Source organism: Saccharomonospora cyanea NA-134, assembly GCF_000244975.1.
GTDB lineage: Bacteria > Actinomycetota > Actinomycetes > Mycobacteriales > Pseudonocardiaceae > Saccharomonospora > Saccharomonospora cyanea.
Genome location: NZ_CM001440.1, coordinates 3449548 through 3470328, shown reverse-complemented (window position 1 = coordinate 3470328; position 20781 = coordinate 3449548). Strand labels below are relative to the sequence as shown.

The 20781-nt window shown below is 69.8% G+C and carries 20 protein-coding genes; 14 read left to right on the top strand and 6 right to left on the bottom strand.

Annotation, left to right across the window (positions count from 1 at the left end):
* Positions 1-48 precede the first annotated feature (48 nt).
* Positions 49-933, top strand: coding sequence for an NUDIX hydrolase (locus SACCYDRAFT_RS16220; protein ID WP_005457748.1), 885 nt, complete (start codon positions 49-51; stop codon positions 931-933).
* Between the two features lie 10 nt (positions 934-943).
* Here the strand turns inward: SACCYDRAFT_RS16220 and SACCYDRAFT_RS16215 are convergent, their stop codons facing one another.
* Both SACCYDRAFT_RS16215 and SACCYDRAFT_RS16210 read right to left on the bottom strand, forming a co-directional pair.
* A complete protein-coding gene (locus SACCYDRAFT_RS16215) occupies positions 944-1480 on the bottom strand; it encodes a hypothetical protein (protein ID WP_005457747.1) in 537 nt (178 codons plus the stop codon).
* Complete coding sequence (locus SACCYDRAFT_RS16210) at positions 1477-2238, bottom strand: alpha/beta hydrolase (RefSeq protein ID WP_005457746.1); 762 nt, start codon at positions 2236-2238, stop codon at positions 1477-1479. The genes SACCYDRAFT_RS16215 and SACCYDRAFT_RS16210 overlap by 4 nt, the downstream gene beginning before the upstream one ends.
* Positions 2239-2453: 215 nt before the next feature.
* Between SACCYDRAFT_RS16210 and SACCYDRAFT_RS16205 the strand changes: the two genes are divergently transcribed.
* Together SACCYDRAFT_RS16205 and SACCYDRAFT_RS16200 are read left to right on the top strand one after the other, a co-directional pair.
* Entirely contained in the window at positions 2454-3215 is a 762-nt protein-coding gene (locus SACCYDRAFT_RS16205; protein ID WP_005457744.1) for a lysophospholipid acyltransferase family protein, read from the top strand.
* 42 nt (positions 3216-3257) lie between these two features.
* Complete coding sequence (locus SACCYDRAFT_RS16200) at positions 3258-3773, top strand: polyadenylate-specific 3'-exoribonuclease AS (RefSeq protein WP_157606521.1); 516 nt, start codon at positions 3258-3260, stop codon at positions 3771-3773.
* Between the two features lie 11 nt (positions 3774-3784).
* Here SACCYDRAFT_RS16200 and SACCYDRAFT_RS16195 read toward each other — a convergent pair whose 3' ends face one another.
* Complete coding sequence (locus tag SACCYDRAFT_RS16195) at positions 3785-4909, bottom strand: 3-deoxy-7-phosphoheptulonate synthase (RefSeq protein ID WP_005457740.1); 1125 nt, start codon at positions 4907-4909, stop codon at positions 3785-3787.
* 248 nt (positions 4910-5157) lie between these two features.
* On the opposite strand from SACCYDRAFT_RS16195, the gene SACCYDRAFT_RS16190 reads away from it, so the two are divergent.
* The 4 genes from SACCYDRAFT_RS16190 to tesB all read left to right on the top strand — a co-directional run bounded on the left by SACCYDRAFT_RS16190 (position 5158) and on the right by tesB (position 10348).
* Entirely contained in the window at positions 5158-6183 is a 1026-nt protein-coding gene (locus SACCYDRAFT_RS16190) for a 6-phosphofructokinase (RefSeq protein WP_005457738.1), read from the top strand.
* A gap of 178 nt (positions 6184-6361) precedes the next feature.
* Positions 6362-7870, top strand: coding sequence for an SLC13 family permease (locus SACCYDRAFT_RS16185; RefSeq protein ID WP_005457736.1), 1509 nt, complete (start codon positions 6362-6364; stop codon positions 7868-7870).
* Between the two features lie 99 nt (positions 7871-7969).
* Entirely contained in the window at positions 7970-9394 is a 1425-nt protein-coding gene (pyk, locus tag SACCYDRAFT_RS16180) for a pyruvate kinase (RefSeq protein ID WP_005457734.1), read from the top strand.
* Positions 9395-9442: 48 nt separating this feature from the next.
* A complete protein-coding gene (gene tesB, locus SACCYDRAFT_RS16175) occupies positions 9443-10348 on the top strand; it encodes an acyl-CoA thioesterase II (RefSeq protein WP_005457732.1) in 906 nt (301 codons plus the stop codon).
* An 88-nt stretch (positions 10349-10436) separates the two neighbouring features.
* On the opposite strand, the gene SACCYDRAFT_RS16170 is transcribed toward tesB, so the two are convergent.
* Positions 10437-10760, bottom strand: coding sequence for a hypothetical protein (locus SACCYDRAFT_RS16170; RefSeq protein ID WP_232283691.1), 324 nt, complete (start codon positions 10758-10760; stop codon positions 10437-10439).
* A 239-nt stretch (positions 10761-10999) separates the two neighbouring features.
* On the opposite strand from SACCYDRAFT_RS16170, the gene SACCYDRAFT_RS16165 reads away from it, so the two are divergent.
* The 4 genes from SACCYDRAFT_RS16165 to SACCYDRAFT_RS16150 all read left to right on the top strand — a co-directional run bounded on the left by SACCYDRAFT_RS16165 (position 11000) and on the right by SACCYDRAFT_RS16150 (position 15520).
* A complete protein-coding gene (locus SACCYDRAFT_RS16165; RefSeq protein WP_005457728.1) occupies positions 11000-11851 on the top strand; it encodes a helix-turn-helix domain-containing protein in 852 nt (283 codons plus the stop codon).
* Positions 11852-11887: 36 nt separating this feature from the next.
* Positions 11888-12097, top strand: coding sequence for a DUF397 domain-containing protein (locus SACCYDRAFT_RS16160; RefSeq protein WP_005457726.1), 210 nt, complete (start codon positions 11888-11890; stop codon positions 12095-12097).
* 159 nt (positions 12098-12256) lie between these two features.
* A complete protein-coding gene (locus tag SACCYDRAFT_RS16155; protein WP_005457712.1) occupies positions 12257-12481 on the top strand; it encodes a hypothetical protein in 225 nt (74 codons plus the stop codon).
* Between the two features lie 18 nt (positions 12482-12499).
* Positions 12500-15520 carry a helix-turn-helix transcriptional regulator gene (locus SACCYDRAFT_RS16150; RefSeq protein ID WP_005457711.1) on the top strand — a complete coding sequence of 1007 codons (3021 nt, stop codon included), beginning with the start codon at positions 12500-12502 and terminating at the stop codon, positions 15518-15520.
* Between the two features lie 3 nt (positions 15521-15523).
* Here SACCYDRAFT_RS16150 and SACCYDRAFT_RS16145 read toward each other — a convergent pair whose 3' ends face one another.
* Both SACCYDRAFT_RS16145 and SACCYDRAFT_RS16140 read right to left on the bottom strand, forming a co-directional pair.
* Entirely contained in the window at positions 15524-17131 is a 1608-nt protein-coding gene (locus SACCYDRAFT_RS16145) for a succinic semialdehyde dehydrogenase (protein ID WP_005457710.1), read from the bottom strand.
* A 107-nt stretch (positions 17132-17238) separates the two neighbouring features.
* Positions 17239-17841 (bottom strand): TetR/AcrR family transcriptional regulator, encoded by a 603-nt coding sequence (locus SACCYDRAFT_RS16140; RefSeq protein ID WP_005457709.1) that lies wholly within the window; start codon positions 17839-17841, stop codon positions 17239-17241.
* 93 nt (positions 17842-17934) lie between these two features.
* Between SACCYDRAFT_RS16140 and SACCYDRAFT_RS16135 the strand changes: the two genes are divergently transcribed.
* From SACCYDRAFT_RS16135 to SACCYDRAFT_RS26650, 3 genes are all read left to right on the top strand, one after another.
* The gene (locus SACCYDRAFT_RS16135) at positions 17935-19086 is read left to right on the top strand and encodes an acyl-CoA dehydrogenase family protein (RefSeq protein ID WP_043536562.1); all 1152 of its coding nucleotides are present in this window, start codon (positions 17935-17937) and stop codon (positions 19084-19086) included.
* Positions 19087-19116: 30 nt separating this feature from the next.
* Positions 19117-20268, top strand: a complete 1152-nt coding sequence (locus SACCYDRAFT_RS16130; RefSeq protein ID WP_005457707.1) for a CaiB/BaiF CoA transferase family protein — start codon at positions 19117-19119, stop codon at positions 20266-20268.
* A 214-nt stretch (positions 20269-20482) separates the two neighbouring features.
* Positions 20483-20650, top strand: a complete 168-nt coding sequence (locus SACCYDRAFT_RS26650; RefSeq protein ID WP_005457706.1) for a hypothetical protein — start codon at positions 20483-20485, stop codon at positions 20648-20650.
* Positions 20651-20781: the final 131 nt, after the last annotated feature.

The following is a 20781-nucleotide window of genomic DNA, read 5'->3' as shown; positions in this document are numbered from 1 at the left end:
GTCGCGTCGACGGGTCGATGATCGGTCACGCGCCGCTAGGCTGGGTGGATGCTGCTGGGTGAGAGCGAGGGTTTCGTCAGCTGCGAGTGCGGACGACAGCACTGGGGAGCGCACGGAGCGGCGGGTCTGTTGCTGACCGACCCGCGGCGCGGGGTGCTGCTGCAACACCGGGCCGGGTGGACTCACCACGGCAGCACGTGGGCGTTGCCCGGCGGCGCCGTGCTGCCCGGCGAGACCCCGGCCGAGGCGGCGACCAGGGAGGCCGAGGAGGAGACCACGGTGCCCCCGGAGGCCGTGCGGGTCCTCTCGTCCTCCGTCGAGGACCACGGCACGTGGTGCTACACCACCGTGCTCGCCACCGTGCGGCACGAGGTGGAGCCACGCGTCGCGAACGAGGAGAGCGCCGCGCTGCACTGGGTGCTGCCCGACGAGGTCGAGGCGTACGAACTGCACCGGGACTTCGCCGCGGCCTGGCCGACGCTGCGGAGCCAGCTCGACAGGCAGCTCGTGCTCGTCGTGGACGCCGCGAACATGGTCGGCGCCCGGCCCGACGGTTGGTGGCACGACCGGGCGGGTGCCGCCGCGCGCCTGCGCGACCGGCTGGCCGTCCTCGCGGGCCGCGGTGCCGGCGCGCCGCGCCTCGGTCTCGACCTCGGCGAACACTGGTGCTGGTGGCCGAGGGTGGTGCTGGTGACGGAGGGACGGGCGCGAGGGGTCGCGGACGTGGCGGGCGTCGAGGTCGAGGAAGCGCCCGGCGACGGTGACGACACCGTGGTGCGGACGGTCGCCCAGGTGCGCGCGAGCAGGCCGCGGGACCACGTCGTCGTGGTCACGGCCGACCGCGAGCTACGTGGGCGGGTGCGCGAGCACGGCTGCACGCTGCTCGGCCCGGCAGAGCTCTGGAGCGTCCTCGACGAGGCCGACCGCGCGTGAGCCCGGGTCGTCACACCTGAGCGCCGTTGGTGGGATCGGCCCCGTCCGGTGGCCCCTGCCTGACCCGCAGCAGCGCGAGCGCGATGCCGGTGGCGAGCGAGAGCATGCCCAGCGGCAGCGAGATCGAACGGGCGAGCCCGATCACCCCGGGAGCGACGAGCAGGAGCACACCCACCACGAAGAACAGCAGGACCACGATCGCGCCCTTGCGGGGACGCGGCAGCGGCGGCGGTTCCGGAGGGACGAAGTGCTCGTCGTCGTCATCGGTCCCCGCGTCCGCCCGGTCGTCGCCGAGCATGGTCTCGTCCCAGTCGGTTCCCGACTCGCGCCAGCCCGATCCGGAGGTCGCCGGGAGGTCCTGGTCGCGGGCCGACCGCAGGCGGGTTCGTCCCTGCCTGCCGTCCTCCTCGTCGTCGTCCGCGTCCACGAGGAGGTCGTCGACGTCGTCACCGTCGGCGCCGAACCCCTCCGCCCGCAGATCCGCCACGATCTTGGCGAACGTGGCGTCCACATCCTCGGGCCCGTCCGTTCCTGATGCTCTGCTCATCGGGCACCAACCTGTCTGACGGAGTCGACGAACTCCACACTGCGCTGAAACAGCAACGGTGCGTCGTTGTCGAGCGTGGCGACGTGGTAGCTGTTGTGGAGCACTACCTCGCGCAGGTCCTCACTACGCACGTTGCGGGCAACAACGGTGGCGTTGACGGGTTCGACGACGTGGTCGACGGCCGAGCGGGCGAGCAACAGCGGCTGGGTGACCCTCGGCAGGTCCCGGCGGACCAGCGTCCACAGCCTCGACAGGCTCGCCAGCGCGCGGACCGGAGTGCGGTCGTAGGCGAGCTCGACGGCGCCGGGCTTGGCGATGTCACCTCCCAGCGCCCTCGCCGAAGGCAGGACCGGCGCCAGCAGCGTGGCGAGTTTGGCATCGAGCCTGCGCGTGAGCACCGACGGATTGGCCAGGACGAGGCCACTGACCGCGTCGCCGAGGTCCTCGGCCAGCCGTAGTGCGAGCGTCCCGCCCATCGACAGCCCGAACACGAACACCGACGAACAGCGCTGCGAGAGGTCGGCGAACTCCCGCCGCAGGCAGCCGTACCAGTCCGGCCAGCGGGTGCGGTTGCACTCCTGCCAGGTGGTGCCGTGCCCCGGCAGCCGGGGGCAGCGCACGGTGTACCCGGCCTTCGCCAGGTACTCGCCCCAGGGTCGCATGGTGGCGGGCGTGCTCGTGAAGCCGTGGCACAGCAGCACGCCGACCTCGTGGAAGCCGTCGTGGACAAAGGGGTCAGCGCCGGCGAGCACAGGCATGCCCGGTGATCCTCCCTCGAAGCCGCATCACCCTATGTTCGCACGAGTAGGCCCGGGAGAACGTGGCCGTTGCGAAATGTGATCTCCGGTGCGCTGCCGGTGTGAGCTCCGTCGCGGTGCGGTATTCATGACAGTGGGCGAGTTGTGCGCCGGTGCCGGCGGTTCGTACGCTGTTCCGTCGGTATTTCACCCGTCTTCAGGAGGAACGAGGAGCAGTGCTGTATTGGCTCATGAAGTACGTGCTGCTGGGGCCGCTCCTGCGGGTGTTGTGGCCGACGAGGGTGACCGGGATCGAGAACGTCCCCGCAGAGGGCGGCGCGATCCTCGCCAGCAACCACCTGGCCGTCGCGGACTCGTTCTTCATGCCGAACCGGGTGCCGAGGCGCGTCACCTTCCCCGCCAAGCAGGAGTACTTCACCGAGCCCGGGTTCAAGGGCAGGCTCAAGAAGTGGTTCTTCACCGGGGCGGGGCAGTTCCCCATCGACCGTTCGGGAGGCACGGCGGCACAGGCGGCCATCGACACCGCGGTGCGGCTTCTGCGTGAGGGACACCTGCTGGGGATCTACCCGGAGGGGACACGCTCGCCCGACGGGCGTCTCTACAAGGGCAAGACCGGTGTCGCGCGAATCGCCCTGGAGGCCAGGGTGCCGGTCATTCCGGTGGCGATGGTCGGCACGGAGAAGGTCAATCCCATCGGGTCGAAGATGTGGTGGCCGCGCAGGCTGGAAATCCACTTCGGCGAGCCGCTGGACTTCTCCCGGTACGAGGGCCTCGCGGGCGACCGGTTCGTCGAGCGGTCCATCACCGACGAGATCATGTACGCGCTCATGGAGCTCTCCGGCCAGGAGTACGTCGACATCTACGCGGCGAAGGCCAAGGAACTCATCGCGGCGGAGAAGGCGGGGCTGCGGCCCGCCGTGCCCGCCCAGGCCGATGTCCGCGACGTCGCGAGGTTGCCCGAGTCGCAGGCCGGTTGACCGGGCGTGGGTGGCGCGCGGCGGTCGAGTACCGTGCCCGGCGTGCGATTCTTCTACGACACCGAATTCATCGAGGACGGCGTGACCATCGAGCTCGTCTCGATAGGTGTCGTGGACGAGTCGGGACGCGAGTTCTACGCGGTGTCCACCGAGTTCGATCCCGCGAAGGCGGGTCCCTGGGTGCGGGAGCACGTACTCACGAAGCTGCCCTCGCCCGGTGATTCGGCGTGGCGCAGCCGGGAGCGGATCCGCGCCGATCTCCTCGACTTCTTCGGCCGCCCGCGTGGCGGCATCGAGTTGTGGGCCTGGTACGCGGCCTACGACCACGTGGCGCTCGCGCAGTTGTGGGGGCCGATGCCCTCGCTGCCCCGCCAACTGCCGCGGTTCACCCGTGACCTGCGCCAACGGTGGGAGGACGTCGGGCGGCCGAAACTGCCGTCACCGCCCGACGACGCCCACGACGCGCTCGCCGACGCCCGGCACAACCTCGAACGCTGGCGGATCATCGAGCAGGCCCGGGCAGACCTCGCCCGGCGGCGAGGTTTCCCGGTGCCCTGACCTCGGTCGCGTCAGCGGTTCCCTCGGCGCCGCCTGCGCTCCCGCACCGCGGCGGCGAGTTCGTCGAGCAGCCCCGCCGTGGTGGTCCAGTCAAGACAGGCGTCGGTGATACTACGGCCGTAGTCCAGCTCTTCCCGCCTGCCGAGCGTGAGTTCCTGCCGTCCCGCTTCGAGGAAGCTTTCCATCATGAGCCCCGCGATGCCGGGCTCTCCGGCGGCGATACGCCCGGCGAGTTCCCGGACGACCGCGGCCTGGCGCACGTGGTCCTTGCGGCTGTTGCCGTGGCTGGCGTCCACGATCACCCGTTCCGGCAGGCCGGCTCCGCGGAGCCGGGCGAGCGTGTCGGCCACCGTCTCGGCGTCGTAGTTGGGGCCCGCCGACCCACCGCGGAGGATCACGTGGCAGTCCGGGTTGCCCGAGGTGGTCACCAACGCCGCCAGACCGTCGGCGTTGATTCCGGGGAACACGTGACTGGCCGCCGCGGCGCGCACCGCGTCCACCGCCACCTGCACGTCGCCCTCGGTGGAGTTCTTGATGCCCACCGGCATGGACAGCGCGCTGCACAGTTGGCGGTGCACCTGGCTCGCCGCCGTACGGGCACCGATCGACCCCCACGTCACGGTGTCGGCGATGTACTGCGGGGTGATCGGGTCGAGGAACTCGCTCCCGACCGGCAGACCGAGTGCCGAGATGTCCAGCAGGAGCCGCCGGGCCAGCCTCAGTCCCTTGTTCACGGCGTAGGTGCCGTCGAGGTCCGGATCGTTGATGAGTCCCTTCCAGCCCAGCGTGGTGCGGGGCTTTTCGAAGTAGACCCGCATGACGACGCACACCTCGTCGCGGACGGTCTCGGCGTGCGCGGACAGCAGCCGGGCGTAGTGGAGGGCGGCCTCGGGGTCGTGCACCGAGCACGGGCCGACCACCACGAGCAGGCGGTCGTCGCGCCCGTCGAGGATGTCCACGGTGTCGCGCCTGCCGAGGGTGACGGTCTTCGCGACGCCAGGGGTGATCGGGTACTCGGCTCGCAGGAGCGCGGGCGAGAGCAGGGGACTGACGCGGGTCGTACGCCGGTTGTCCAGCGTGGTCAGCGGGTCTGTGTCCGTGGTGACGGAGGTGGCGGAGGGGGCGTCGTCGGGCATCGGAGGCTTCCTTTCCGCAAGCCGCCTCGCCGTGGTGCCACGCCATCGCCGAGCCGGCTTGTCGTCCGGCTCGGGAGTGGTTGACGGTCAGCGCACGGTCTCGCCGACCGACCCACCCCGGGCCGGCCCGCTAAACCAGAAATAGAAGCGCTGCACGGCTGCGACTCTAGCAGTCGCTGCACCGATCAAGAGTGGCGCGGGCTACTCTGGCGGCGAAGGTGTGACGCAAACAACTGAAAGGCGCAGATATGCGAGTCGGTGTGCTGACCGGCGGCGGCGACTGCCCTGGTCTGAACGCGGTGATCCGCGCGGTCGTCCTCAAGGGCATCGAGTCCCACGGCTGGGAGATCTTCGGTTTCCGGGACGGCTGGCGTGGCCCGCTCACGGGCAAGGGCGACTGGTTGTCCCGGGACGACGTCGAGGGCATTCTCACCCGTGGCGGCACGATCCTCGGCTCCTCGCGCACGAACCCGTACAAGGAGGACGGCGGGGCCGACGCCATCAAACGGGTGCTCGCGGAGAAGGGTATCGACGCGCTGGTGGCCATCGGTGGTGAGGACACCCTCGGCGTGGCCAACCGGCTGCACGACGACGGCGTGAAGGTCGTGGGCGTGCCGAAGACCATCGACAACGACCTCGGAGCCACCGACTACACGTTCGGTTTCGACACCGCCGTCCACATCGCCACCGAAGCCATCGACCGGCTCCACACCACCGCCGAGTCCCACCACAGGGCGCTCGTCGTCGAGGTGATGGGTAGGCACGCGGGCTGGATCGCGCTGCACTCGGGCCTCGCGGGCGGGGCGAGCGTGATCCTGGTCCCCGAGCGGCCGTTCTCGGTGGAGAAGGTCGTCGAATGGGTGCAGCGGCGGTTCGAACGGGAGTACGCGCCGATCATCGTCGTGGCCGAGGGCGCGCTGCCCGAGGGTGGGGCCGCGGTGCTCCAGAGCGGGGAGAAGGACGCCTTCGGGCACGTGCGGCTCGGTGGTGTGGGCACGTGGCTCGCCGACGAGATCGCCGAGCGCACCGGCAAGGAGTCGCGTGCGGTGGTGCTCGGTCACACGCAGCGTGGCGGCACGCCGACGGCGTACGACCGCGTGCTCGCCACCCGGTTCGGTCTGCACGCCGTGGACGCCGTGGCCGAGGGTGACTTCGGGGTGATGGTGGCGCTGCGGGGCACCGACATCGCCCGGGTCAAGCTCGCCGAGGCCACCGAGGAACTGAAGACCGTTCCGCCGGAGCGCTACGAGGAGGCCGAGGTCTTCTTCGGCTGATCCCGCGGACAAGAACGCATCTCCGCACGAGGCCGCCGACCCGTTCGGCGGCCTCGTGCTGTTTCCGGGACGCTTCGCTCACGCAGAATCACAACAAGCACATCTCGGCGTCGCACGTCCGGGTGAAAGCGCCGCGTGATCGCGGTACATTCCGGACACTCAGCGATGGAGGTGAGTCATGGCACAGTCCGTGAGGAGCGAGCCCGTGAGCTCGTCGCCCGGCGCGGCGGCGCCGCGCAGACACTGGATCGGAATGGCACTGGGCCCGGTGCTCGCGGTCGCCGTCTTCCTGCTTCTGCCCGACAGCCTGTCCGGCCCGGGCAAGACCACGGCCGCCGTCGCGGTCCTCATGGCGGTCTGGTGGGTCACGGAGGCCTTGCCGCTGGCCGCCACCGCGCTGCTGCCGATGGTGTTGTTCCCGTTCTTCGGCGTCAGCGACATCGGTGACGCCGCCGCGCCGTACGCGGACGACATCATCTTCCTCTTCATGGGCGGCTTCATGATCGCGCTGGCCATGCAGCGCTGGAACCTCCACAAGCGCATCGCGCTGCGGACGGTGCTCGCCGTGGGGACGAAACCGGTGCTGCTGGTGGCCGGGTTCATGATCGCCACCGGGTTCATCAGCATGTGGGTGAGCAACACCGCCACCGCCGTGATGATGATGCCCATCGGGTTGTCGGTGCTCGGTCTCGTCTCGCAGCTCGGTGACGGTAAGGGTGATCCGAACTTCGCCACGGCGCTGATGCTCGGCATCGCCTACGCGGCGTCCATCGGTTCTCTGGCCACGATCATCGGGACCCCGCCGAACACGCTGCTCGTGGGGTACCTGGAGGAGAACTTCGACATCACCATCTCGTTCGGCAAGTGGATGCTCTTCGGCCTGCCCATCGCGGTGGTGTTCCTCGCGGTGGCGTGGTTCGTGCTGACCCGGGTGTTCCGGCCCAGGCTGACCTCGCTTCCCGGGGGTCGCGAGCTCATCCGGCAGCAACTGGACGACCTGGGACCGATGGGTCGGGGCGAGTGGAACGCACTGGCCGTTTTCGTGCTGGCCGCGCTGTCGTGGATCGTCATTCCCACGCTCGCCGACATCGAGGCGGTGGCGAACGCGGTGCCGTGGCTCGGCAACATCTCGGACGCCGGCATCGCCATCGCCGCCGCCGTGCTGCTGTTCGCGCTGCCGGTCGACCGGCGGCAGGGCGTCCGCACTCTCGACTGGGACACGGCGAAGGAGCTGCCGTGGGGCATCCTGCTGTTGTTCGGCGGCGGGCTGAGCCTGTCGAAGCACTTCACCGACACGGGGCTGTCCGAGTGGATCGGTCAGCGGGTCGGTGCGCTCGACGCCCTGCCGTTGATCGTGCTGGTCGCCGTGGTCGCGCTGCTCGTGCTGTTGCTCACCGAACTCACCAGCAACACCGCGACGGCGGCGGCGTTCCTGCCGATCCTGGGCGGTGTCGCGGTGGGGCTCGGACACGGGCCGATGGTGCTGGCCGTTCCCGCCGCGCTGGCCGCGACCTGCGCGTTCATGCTGCCCGTGGCGACGCCGCCGAACGCCATCGTGTTCGGCACCGGCCAGGTCACCATCGGACAGATGGTGAAGGGCGGTGCCTGGCTCAACGCCATCGCACTCGTCATCATCACCCTCGCCGCGTACACGCTGGGGGCCTGGGTGTTCGGCCTGGCCTACTGATCAGGTTGCGGAGGTGTCGCGGCGCTCGCCCGCCGCGACACCGAATGTTTTCGGGATCGGTACAGACGTACCCGGCCGTAGCGGCTACGCTGTTCGAGTGTGAGTAGACGAGCGAAAATCGTATGCACCCTCGGCCCGGCTACGGCGACGGCGGACAAGGTCCGGGCGCTCGTCGACGCCGGTATGGACGTGGCGAGGATGAACTTCAGCCACGGCAGCCACGGCGATCACAAGCAGGTCTACGACTTGATCAGAGCCGCCTCCGCGGAGTCGGGGCGCGCGGTGGGCATCCTCGCCGACCTCCAGGGGCCGAAGATCCGGCTGGGTACCTTCGCCGGTGGTCCCGTGGAGTGGCGGACCGGTGACGTCGTGCGCATCACCGTGGAGGATGTCGCAGGCACCCACGACCGTGTCTCCACCACCTACAAGGGGCTGGCCAAGGACGCCAAGGAGGGTGACCGCCTGCTCGTCGACGACGGCAAGGTCGGCCTCGTCGTGCAGCGGGTCGAAGGCCCCGACGTGGTCTGCGAGGTCACCGAGGGTGGCCCGGTGAGCAACAACAAGGGCGTGTCCCTGCCCGGTATGGACGTCTCGGTGCCCGCGCTCTCCGAGAAGGACATCGAGGACCTCGAGTTCGCCATGGAACTCGGTGTCGACTTCGTGGCCCTGTCGTTCGTCCGCTCGCCCGCCGACATCGACCTCGTGCACCAGGTGATGGACCGGGTCGGCAAGGGCCGGGTCCCGGTGATCGCCAAGCTGGAGAAGCCCGAGGCGGTCTACAACCTCGAGGCCATCGTGCTCGCCTTCGACGGCCTGATGGTGGCGCGCGGAGACCTCGGTGTCGAACTGCCGCTGGAGCAGGTGCCGCTGGTGCAGAAGCGCGCCATCCAGATCGCCCGCGAGAACGCGAAGCCGGTCATCGTCGCCACCCAGATGCTGGACTCGATGATCGGCAACTCGCGGCCGACGAGGGCGGAGGCCTCCGATGTGGCCAACGCGGTGCTCGACGGCACCGACGCCGTCATGCTCTCCGGGGAGACCAGCGTCGGCCGGTACCCGATCGAGACCGTGGAGACCATGAGCCGCATCGTGCAGGCCGTGGAGGCGGACATGCCGTCCGTGCCGCCGCTCAGTCACGTGCCGCGCACCAAGCGGGGTGTCATCTCCTACGCCGCGAAGGACATCGGGGAGCGGCTCAACGCCAAGGCACTGGTCGCGTTCACGCAGTCCGGCGACACCGTGCGCAGGCTCGCGCGCCTGCACACGCGGCTGCCGCTGCTGGCCTTCACGCCGCTGGAGAGCGTGCGCAGGCAGCTCGCCATGACGTGGGGCACCACGGCGCGCCTGGTCGCGCAGGTCGACTCCACCGACCGCATGATCGAGCAGGTGGACCACGCCATGCTGGAGACCGGCCGCTACCAGCGCGGTGACGTCGTGGTGATCGTCGCGGGTTCGCCCCCGGGCACCGTCGGCTCCACCAACCTCATCCGCGTGCACCGGCTGGGTGAGGACGATCTCTCCTGACGGGCCGAGGGGGTGGCACGGCCTCTCGTACGGTGTTGAATCGCTGCTATGACTGAGCTGGCAAGGCAGGCCGCGTCCGGGTTGGACGCCGACGGTGGGCTGGGCGGGCAGCACGTGCTCGACAGACTCATCGGCCTGTTGGACCTCGAACGGATCGAGGAGAACATCTACCGGGGGGTGAGCCCGCCACACTCGCCCACCAGGGTGTTCGGTGGTCAGGTCGCGGGGCAGGCCCTGGTGGCGGCGGGGCGCACGGTGTCGAGTGAACGCGGTGTGCACTCGTTGCACGCGTACTTCATCCGGCCCGGCGACCCGAAGGTGCCGATCATCTACGAGGTGGATCGCATCCGGGACGGCCGGTCGTTCACCACGCGGCGTGTGGTGGCGATCCAGCACGGCAAGGCGATCTTCTCGTTGTCCGCCTCCTTCCAGGCGCCCGAGCCCGGCGTGGAGCACGCGGAGCCGATGCCCGACGTGCCCGACCCCGAGTCGCTGCCGACGTTGGCGGAGCGCGCCGCCGGATACGAGGACACGCTGGGACTGCGTACACAGCCGCGGCCGATGGACATCCGTTACGTCAACGAGCCGCCGTGGGTGACGCGGGAGACGGGTGAGCGGCCAGCCCGCAACCAGGTGTGGATGAAGGCCGACGGCACCCTGCCCGACGACCGGTTGCTGCACGTGTGCGTGCTCACGTATGCGTCCGACATGACGTTGCTGGACTCCACGCTCGCGCGGCACGGGGTGTACTGGGACTTCGACCGCGTGCTCGGCGCGAGTCTCGATCACGCGCTGTGGTTCCACCGGCCGTTCCGTGCGGACGAGTGGTTCCTGTACGACAGTGCGTCCCCGACGGCGTCGAACGCTCGCGCGCTGGCGACGGGACAGCTCTTCGCCCGGGACGGCACCCACATCGCGACCGTCGTGCAGGAAGGTCTGATCCGCGTGCTGTGAGCCTTGGAGCTCCTGACACATCGACCTGTTCGGCTCGCGACGCCCCCCTGATCGAACGCCGAGGTGGCAGGAGCTCTCACCGGGCAGGTCAGGACAAGAAGAACGCCGTGCGTTCCCGGAGCCGGTGACGCGAGGAGTTTTTGGGCCTTCTCGGCGTCACCGGCTCGTCCGGTACGAGAGCGACCTGCGCGGCGAGGTAGGCCCGGCACGGCAGCGGACCGCGTTTGCGTGCGAAGGGTCTGCGCCTGCCGTGGCACAGAGTGCAGTGTCCACTCGCGTCGGGTTGGTGCTCGGCCAGTACGGTGCGGAGCGCGCCCGCCAGCAGTGCGACGCTGAGAGTGTCGAGTTCGTCCCGGATTCCGGGCGAGGTCGTGTGTACCGAGTGCGTGATTTCGTCCAGTTTACGATGCACGCTCTCCTGTAACGGAGTGACGATGAGATCGCGCCCGGCTACCACTCTGCTCTCCCGATTATTCGCGTTTTTACGGAACCGTCGTTCGTCGTCCGTGGAGCACGAGCGAGCATACAACCCCCTCGTGCAATTTGCAGTCCATCGATCGGGGATTCCAGCCTCACCGTCCGCTGTCGTCGGTCTCGTGCGTCGCGCTTGCTGGTTAGATGTGCGCGGAGCGACCAACCGGAGGTGCAGTCATGACCCGAGGGCACGGCCCGACCGTACGGCGGCGGAGACTGGCCGGGGAGTTGCGGCGGCTCCGGGAGAGAGCCGCGCTCACCATCGACGAGGTGGGGGAGAAGCTGGAGTGCTCGGCTTCCAAGATCAGCCGGATCGAGACCGGGCACGTCGGGGTCACGCCGCGCGACGTCCGCGACATGCTCGAGTTGTACGGCGTTCGCGGGGACGATCAGGAGGCGCTGGTCCAGCTCGCGCGCGAGGCGCGTAAACGCGGCTGGTGGCACGCGTACAACGAGGTCTTCACCGGCGCGTTCGTGGGGCTCGAGGCCGACGCCAGTTCCCTCAAGGCGTTCCAGGCGTTGCTGGTGCCCGGTCTGTTGCAGACCGAGCGGTACGCGCACGCGGTCATCCGCGCGATGCGGCCCGACGCGGAGGACTCCGAGATCGAACGCCGGGTCGCGGCCAGGATGACGCGGCAGCGTCTGCTGCGCGACCCGAACCCTCCCGAGTACTGGGCGGTCATCGACGAGGCGGTACTCCATCGGGCGGTGGGCGGTCGTGACGTGATGGCCGAACAATTCACTCAATTGTGTGAGATTGCGCGGCTTCCCCATGTGACAATCCAGGTGGTTCCTTTCGGGACCGGGGCCCATCCGGGCATGGAGGGACCCTTTCTGATCCTGGGGTTTCCCGAGTTCGCGGACCCTGACGTGGTTTATGTGGACACCACCAGTGGGGGCTTCTATCTAGAAATGGAAGCCGACGTGCGCAGGTACACGCTGATGTTCGATCATTTGCGGGCCGCCGCGCTCAAGCCGGACGATTCGGTCGAGGCCATCGCCGACGCGGCGCGGCGGTTCGCAAAGTGACAACGAACTCCAACCGGAGCTGACGAAGGAGCAAGGATGGTGGCCGACACCGACCTGGCCAGGCTCGAATGGCGCAAGAGCAGCTACAGCGGCGGCGGCAACGACTGCGTCGAGGTCGCCTTCACGGGCGACGGCGCCGCCGTGCGCGACTCGAAGAATCCCGCCGGCGGCGCGCTGACGCTGTCCGGTCCGGAATGGGACGCTTTCCTGGCCGCTGCCCGAGCCGGTGAGCTCGATCTGAGCTAAAGGCCGTTCGTTCGACCCCTTACCCACCTCAGGACGGCGTGGTAAGGGGTCGAGTGCGTTCTGAGCGACGTGAACGACCGATGTCCGGCACCGGGCCTTCGCAGCAGTGTTCGTGGGGCAAGGACACGACACGGACACGACGCGAGGGGTGTGACCACGATGCTGGGATCGAGTTGGACGATCGGTTCGACGTGGGCCGAGATCGGCTACCGGGAGGAGACGCTGCGCCGGTACGCCGCGAGGCCGGGAAAGCCTCGGCACGGTGGCGGGTCGGACGAAGCGGGACCCGAGCGGGTACAGCCGGGCGACGCGCGGTCGCGGGGAGAGGGTGAGCACGGCGAGAAGCCCACGGAAGCGGGCGAAGACCTGCTGATGGCCTCCTGATCACACGGTTGGGCGACAATGGCACTCGTGCCTCGACTGGGTCTGACACTGCCGCTGGTCGGCCGCGTGGAGCAGTTGCGCCGGTTGCGCGCGGCCCTCGCCGACATCGAACGGACGCGGGGGCGTGGCGTGCTCCTCGCGGGCGACGCGGGGGTGGGCAAGACGCGCCTGCTGGCGGAGCTCACGGCCGACGCCGCCGGGCGCGGACATCTCGTCCTGACCGGCCGGTGTCTCGACCTGTACGAGGGCGGGCTGCCGTACCTGCCGTTCACGGAGGCGCTGGGGACACTCGCCGCGTCCGGCGACCCCGACGTGGCGGACGCCGTGGCCGCCTGGCCCGCACTGTCCACACTGGTGTCCCAGGTGTCGGCCGGAGCGGGCAGGCAGGAGGTTTCGGCCCGGCCGGCGGCGTCCGAACAGGATGTCCACAGGGTCAGGACCGAGCACGACCTCGGTCAGCTCCGATTGTTCGACGCCGTGCTGGGAGTGTTGAGCGAACTCGCCCGCCGCCGCCCTGTGGTGCTGGTCGTGGAGGATCTCCACTGGGCCGACGGCGCGACACGCGACCTGTTGTCGTTCCTCGTGGGACGGCTGGGAGGGCGGCGGTTGCTGGTGGTCGCCAGTTACCGGGCCGAGGAGGTGCACCGGCGACACCCGCTGCGACCGCTGCTGGCGGAACTGGTGCGGTCGGCGGCCGTCGAGCGCGTGGACGTGCCTCCGCTGTCGGACGACGAGACCAGGGCCTTCCTGACGTCGCTGGCGGAACGTCCCCTTTCGCCCGACACTCTCGACCGGCTCGTGCGCCGCTGTGAGGGCAACCCCTTCTTCGCGGAGGAGTTGGTGGCCGCAGGTGTGTCGGCGGACGACGTTCCGGACGGGCTGGCCGACGTGCTGCTGACTCGCCTGGAACGACTGTCACCGGAGACCCGGCGGGTGCTGCGCGCGGTGTCGGTGGCGAGCGTGGACGTGGCCGACACGGCGGTCGCCGAGGTCGCCGGGGTGGGGGAACTCGACGTGGAGGAGACGCTGCGGGAGGCGGTCCACCACCACGTCCTCGTCATCGAGCAGGGGTGTTACCGGTTCCGGCACGCACTCCTGCGGGAGGCCGTCTACCACGACCTGTTGCCGGGCGAACGTTCCCGCATGCACGCCGCCTACGCCGCTCGCATCCGCGCGCTGCCGCCGTCACGTGGCAGTGACGCCCGCCTGGCCTACCACAGTCTGCGCAGCCGGGACCTGCCCACGGCACTGGCCGCGCTCGTGCGCGCGGCGGACGAGGCCGAACAGCTCGGAGCTCCCGGGTCCGCGTTGCGGCACGTGGAGCAGGCGCTGGAGATCTGGGACGCGGTGCCCGCCGAGCGAAGGCCACCCGAGTGCCACGAGACGACGCTGCTGCTGTCGGCGTCGGAGCTCGCCGCCAGGTCGGGAGAGCCCGAGCGCGCGATCGCGTTCGCCAGGGAGGCGGTTCGTCTGGTGGACGGCAGCCCGGTGGTGCGGCAGGCGGCGATCTGGCGCAGGCTCGCCGAGGCGCTCATGACGCTGGAAGGTACGTACGACGAGGCCGTCGAGGCCATAGACAGGGCGTGGGACCTGGTCGCCGACGGCGAGCCGTGTACCGAGCAGGCGTGGGTGCTCGCCACCCGCGCTCAGGTGTTGCGCGGGGTCGGCCGTCTCGACGACGCCGAGCGCAGCGCTCGGATGGCGGCCGACGCGGCGAAGGCCGCGGGTGCCGGCGCCCCTCACGCGGCGGCCCTCACCATCCAGGGAGTGCTCGCCGACATCAGGGGGGACGTCGACACCGCACGGGCACTCCTCCGCCAGGCGGAACGCGAGGCGCTGGAGGTGGGCGCACTCGACGTCGAACTCCGCGCGGGCTACTACCGCGCTCTCAGTCACGACGACCGCGCCGAGCTGGACGAGGCTCTGCGCGGGTACCGCCACACGGCGGAGCGGGCCGCGGAGTCCGGGCTCACCTGGTCACCGCTGGGGATTTCGGCGCGGACCCGGCTGCTCGTGTTGCGATACACCACGGGGGACTGGCCGGACGACACCGAGCGGGACCGGCCAGAGCCCGGGGTCTCCGACCTCGTGACGGCCATCCTGCAGTCGACGTGGCTGCACCTCCTGGTGGCCCGTGGCCGGTTCGACGACGCGGACCGGGTCCTGGAACTGCTGAGCCCGCAGGATGGTGACCGGCGCGGAGTGGATCTGTGGGTGGTGGGCGCGGCGGCCGCGGGGGGTGCGGAACTGGCCTACTGGCGAGGTGAATACCGTAAGGCCGTCGATGTCGTCGCCGAAGGTATGGAACGTGCGCAACGGCTCTTTCCCGACGGACTCGTCGGCATCCGCATCGGAGCCCTCGGCATCGAGGCGAGTGCCGCCTGGGCGGCCGAAGCGCGGCGGCGGGGGCATGTGGACGGCGTGAAGGAGGCCGTCGAGGCGGGCACCGCGCTCATGGAGCGGGTACGGCGCACGCTCGACGAGGGCGTGCCTCGCGACGGGACACTCGGCCCCGAGGCCAGAGCCTGGTTCGCGAGGGCACGAGCGGCGGCGAGCGGTCTGGAGGGACCCGCCGACCCGGCGTTGTGGGAGGAGGCGGTGACCGAGTTCGGTTTCGGCGCGGTCTACGAGCAAGCGTTGTGCCGTCGCCACCTCGCGGAGGCCCTGTTACAGGCGGGCGAGCCCGACCGGGCCGCCGCGGCGCTGACCGAGACCCACCGGCTGGCACGGCGGTTGGGCGCGCGCCCGCTGCGGGAGGCCGTCGAGGACCTCGCTCGCCGCGCTCGCATCGACCTCCCCGGAACACGGCCCCGGCGCGACGGTGTCGACCCGCTCACCGCCAGGGAGCGCGCGGTGCTGGAACGCGTTGCCGCCGGGCTCACCAACCGCCAGGTCGGCGAGCAGCTCTACATCAGCGAGAAGACGGTGAGTGTCCACCTGTCCCGGGTCATGGCGAAGCTCGGGGCGAGCAGGCGCGCGGAGGCGGTGGCCATCGCCTACGACCGTGGTCTGCTCACCCCGGAGGCTGAGACGCCGTAGGCGCTACCGGCCCGGCAGCCTCCGCAGCACGCGCAGACCCGCCGTCAACGCCGCCGTCCACAGTGCGGGTGGAACACCCCGGGACGGTCGCAGTCGTAGTCCTCTCTGGACGGCGACGGACTGCGACTCGGTGTACTTCAACAGCCCCTCGGCCCCGTTGCGCCTGCCGACGCCGGAGTCCTTCATGCCGCCCATGGGCACGCCCACGGTGCCGAAGGTGGCCGCGTAGCCCTCGTTGACGTTGACGGTGCCCGCCTTCAGCCGGGTCGCGACCTCGTGGGCGCGGCGGGTGTCGCGTGACCACACGCTGGCGTTGAGCCCGAAGACGGTCTCGTTGGCCTTCTCGATCGCCTCGTCGACGTCGGTGTAGCCGTAGACGGAGACCACCGGGCCGAACGTCTCGTCTGCGAACACGGCGGCCTCCGGTGTGACGTCGGTGAGGATCGTCGGCTCGTAGAACAGCGGGCCGACGTCAGGTCGGGCACTGCCACCGGTCACCACGGTGGCGCCGTGCGCCCGCGCGTCGGCGACGTGCTCGGACACCGCGCGCAGCTGGTCCTCGGTCGTCAACGACCCCATGCCTGCGCGGTAGTCGAGGGAGGCGCCCAGCCGCAGCGCACGGGTCCGCCGCGTGAACTCGGCGAGGAAGCGCTCGCGGATGCTGTCGTGGACGTAGATGCGCTCCACCGACACGCACAGCTGACCCGCCGACGAGAAGCACGCCGTCACCGCACCGGCCGCGGCCTTCGCCACGTCCGCATCCGGCAGCACGATCATCGGGTTCTTGCCGCCGAGTTCGAGCGAGTACCCGGTCAGCCGCCCTGCGATGGCGGACGCCAGCCGCCTGCCTGTGGGCGTCGACCCGGTGAAGCACACGTAGTCCGACTCCTCGACGATGGCGTCGCCGATCACCGAGCCCCTGCCGAGCACGATCTGCCAGGCGTCTGCGGGGAGCCCGGCCTCCTCGGCGAGTTCGTGCAGCCACAGCGCCGACAACGCCGTCTGGTTGTCGGGCTTCTGCACCACGGTGTTGCCCGCGGCGAGTGCGGGCAGTACGTCCATCGCGGTCAGCGCCAGGGGGTAGTTCCAGGGGGAGATGATCCCGACCACGCCACGGGGATGCCGGGTGTGCGTGGCCCGGGTGAGCACGGGAAGTGCTCCGGGGGCGCGCCGTGGCGCGAGCAGGCGTGCGCTGTGCCTGCCGTAGTAGTCGGCCACGAGCGCGGTCGCGCTGATCTCGTCGAAGGCGTCGAGGCGCGCCTTGCCGGACTCGACCTGCACCAGGTCGAGCCCTTCCCGTTGCCGGGCGAGGACGAGCTCGTGCAGCCGCAGCAGGATCCGCTGCCGCTGCGCGACGCTCGTGGCGGCCCACGACGGCTGCGCTTCGCGCGCACGGGCGAAGGCGGCGCGGGTGAGCCTGTCGGACGCCTGGGGCAGGACGGCGGTGCGCAACCCGGTGAACGGTGCGGTCATCGTCACCGATTCCAGGCCCGGGCCGGTCACCGCCCGCTCGACGAGGAACTCCGCTCTCGTCGCGGGGGGAGCTCCGACGACACCTCCGATCGTGCCCGGTCCGTGGTCCTGTCCCACCGCCGCAAGCGTGCCGGTCATGACACCTCCGCCAACCGCATTGTTACTGGAGAGTAGACTCTGCTCCCGAAGAGCATACCGGCGGTATGGCGGAAAGTGCACCGCGTCCGTCGCGAGGTGGGTTGCCCTCAGGCTTCGGAGCAGATCGCGGTCGCCACGCGTTTCCACTCGCGCAGCAACTGCTCGCGGCGCTGTGGATCGCCGCCGAGTTCGGCGTCGAGCGCGAGACCGCGCGTGAGGTTGACCGTGAGCCAGAAGACCATCTCGAGGCGTTCCCTTGGCACGTCGGTGACCAGCTCCGTGATCCGGTCCAGAGTGGACCGGCCGAGTGCCTTGTCGACGGGCCTCATCGCCGCTGCCAGGGGCGGGTCGGTGCGTGCGGCGATCCACAGTTCCATGGCCGCGGTCGCGAGCGTGCCCGAGTACGACCGCCACAGCAGCTCGATCATCGCGGACACGCGCTCCGGTCCCGCGGGCAGTTCGTTCTCGTCGGGGAGGTTGCGTTCGGACAGTCGGGTCGTGAGGTGTTCGACGGCTGCGGCCATCAACTCGGCCTTGTCGGCGAAGTGGTGCTGGACCGCGCCCTTCGACACTCCGGCCCGCGCGCAGATCTCCTGCATCGACGTGCGTGCGTACCCGAGCTCCACCAGGCACGAGATCGTGGCGTCGAGCAGGGCGGCTCGGGTGTGCGCCCTGCGTTCGGCCTGCGTGCGATGACTGCGTTCCGGCATGGTCGCGCGACTCCTTTACCGGACGAAGGGAGTGGCGTACATTCCGTGCAGAACTTACCTTACGGCTGGAATGTTTCTATCGGAGGAGTCCCAGTGCCACTGCAGACCCCGAGGTCGTCGTGGATGACCGAGGAACTGGACGACGTCCGCGACCTCGCACGGACCTTCTGCCGCAACGAACTCGCACCGCACCAGGCGCGGTGGGCGCGGCAGAAGCACATCGACAGGGAAGTGTGGACGAAGGCGGGCGAGGTGGGGCTGCTCGCGCTGTCCGTGCCCGAGACCTACGGCGGCGGAGGCGGCACGTTCGCCCACGAGGCCGTGTTGTACGAGGAGCAGGCACGCTCCGGCGACAGCGCCTGGGGGGTCACCGTGCACAACGGCATCGTGGCGCACTACCTGCTCGCCTACGCCTCCGAGGAGAAGAAGCGCGAGTGGCTGCCCAAGCTCGCCAGTGGCGAGTACGTCGGTGCGATCGCGATGACCGAACCGGGCACGGGATCGGATCTCCAGGCGATCTCCACCAGGGCGGTGCGAGACGGCGACCACTACGTCGTCAACGGCGCGAAGACGTTCATCACCAACGGCGGGCTCGCCGACCTCGTCGTGGTCGCGGTCAAGACCGACCCCGACGCCGGGGCCAGGGGAGTGTCGCTGATCGTGGTGGAGACCTCCACTCCCGGTTTCCGGCGTGGCCGGGTGCTCGACAAGGTGGGCATGCACGGCCAGGACACCGCCGAGTTGTTCTTCGACGACGTCCGCGTGCCCGCGGAGAACCTGCTCGGGGACGAGGAGGGCCAGGGCTTCGTCCAGCTCATGCAGCAACTGCCGCAGGAGCGGCTCATCATCGCGATCACCGCCGTCGCGGGCATGGAGAGCGCCATCGAGCAGACCATCGACTACACCAAGGAGCGCACCGCCTTCGGGCGCCCGTTGTTCGGTTTCCAGAACACCAAGTACACGCTCGCCGAGGCCGCCACCGAGGCGGCCGTCGCCCGCGCGTTCCTCGACCAGTGCATCGAACGGCACCTGCGGGGCGAACTCGACGTGCAGGGCGCGGCCATGGTCAAACTGTGGAGCACCGAGCGGGTCAACAAGGTCGTCGACGACTGTGTGCAGCTCTTCGGCGGCTACGGCTACATGACCGAGTATCCGATCGCCCGGGCGTGGGCCGACGTCCGCGTCTCCCGCATCTTCGGCGGCACGAACGAGATCATGAAGGACATCATCTCCCGCACGTTGTGACGAAGGAACAGCGAGAGGAAGGCGGAACCTTTGAACGCGAGGAAGCCCGGACCGCTGAGCGGGTTGAGGGTCGTCGAACTGGCCGGGCTCGCGCCGGCCCCGTTCGCCTGCACGATGCTGGCCGACCTGGGCGCCGAAGTCGTGCGGATCGACCGGGTCAGCGGGGGCGAGGACGTGCTCGCCATACCGCGCGACCCCCTGCTGCGGGGCCGTAGGACCATCGGCCTCAACACCAAGACGCCCGAGGGCGTGGAGGTGGTGCTGAAACTCGCAGAGCGCGCCGACGTGTTCGTGGAGGGCTTCCGGCCCGGAGTGGCCGAGCGGATGGGGCTCGGACCCGAAGCCGTCCACGCGCGTAACCCCCGCGTCGTCTACGGCCGGATCACCGGGTGGGGACAGGACGGCCCGCTGGCACACACCGCTGGACACGACATCAACTACATCGGCCTGTCCGGGGCGCTGCACCCGATCGGGAGGCGTGGTGAGCGGCCCGTTCCGCCGGTGAACTTCCTCGCCGACTTCGGTGGCGGTGGTATGTACCTGGCGATGGGAGTGCTGGCGGCGCTGTTCGAGCGGCAGACGTCGGGCAGGGGGCAGGTCGTCGACGCGTCCATGGTCGACGGTTCCGCGCTGCTCACCACGCACCTGTTCGGTCTGAAGGCGAACGGGCTGTGGGAGGGGGAGCGCGGCGAGAACGTCCTCGACGGCGGCGCGCCGTTCTACGACACCTACGAGACCGCCGACGGGCGTTACGTCGCGGTGGGCGCCATCGAGACGAAGTTCTTCGCCGCACTGGTCGACGTGCTCGAACTCGACCCGGAGGCGGTGCCGTCCCACCTGGACTCCCGCCAGTGGCCGAGGCTGCGGGAAGTACTGGCCGACGCCATCGGCAAACGCACGCGCGACGAACTCGTGGCGAGGGCCGAGGGCACCGACGCGTGCCTGACACCCGTGCTCTCCCCGTGGGAGGCGCCCGATCACCCGCACAACGCCGCGAGGGGAACGTTCGTGGACGTCGACGGGGTGACGCAGCCCGCCCCGGGGCCGAAGTTCGACCGGACCCCGGCGCAGGCACCGCAGCCGCCGCACGCACGTGGTTCGGACACCCTCGACGTGTTGGAGGAACTGGGTTACGACAGCGACGACGTCCGGTCGCTGCGCGTCGCCGGGGCGATCGCCTGAATCTTCCCCGGCCGTCGGCGTGTTGCTCTCCGGGTCGGTCCCGATGATCTCCTACAGTCGAATGGTCGGTGAGAGCGCCGGCCATGCCTCCATCGCGTGATTGGCCATCGCGTGGTCACGTGATCAGGCATGATGAAGAAGCCGGAGGCGCGGTGCCGAAGGATGCGTTCACGTAGAACGCGGTGAGCCGTGACGAGACGGAACGGGTGGGATTATGTCGCCGGGACTGAAGAAGATTCTCATCTTTGGTGTCGTCGCGCTCGTACTGTTCCTGCTGATCTCGCGGCCCACCGAGTCGGCGGACGCCGTGCGTTCGGCGCTGGCCTGGTTGCAGGACGGCGCCGAAGCCATCATCACTTTCTTCCAGAGTCTGTTCACCTGACCCCATTTCGCCACGGTGTCCGGCACCCGGTTACCCCGGTGCCGGATACTGTGCTGCGCGCAGCATGTGGCCACTGAGTGTGATCATGAATCCGGTTGCGGCCGTTTCGCTGCGGCAAACGGGTGGATTAC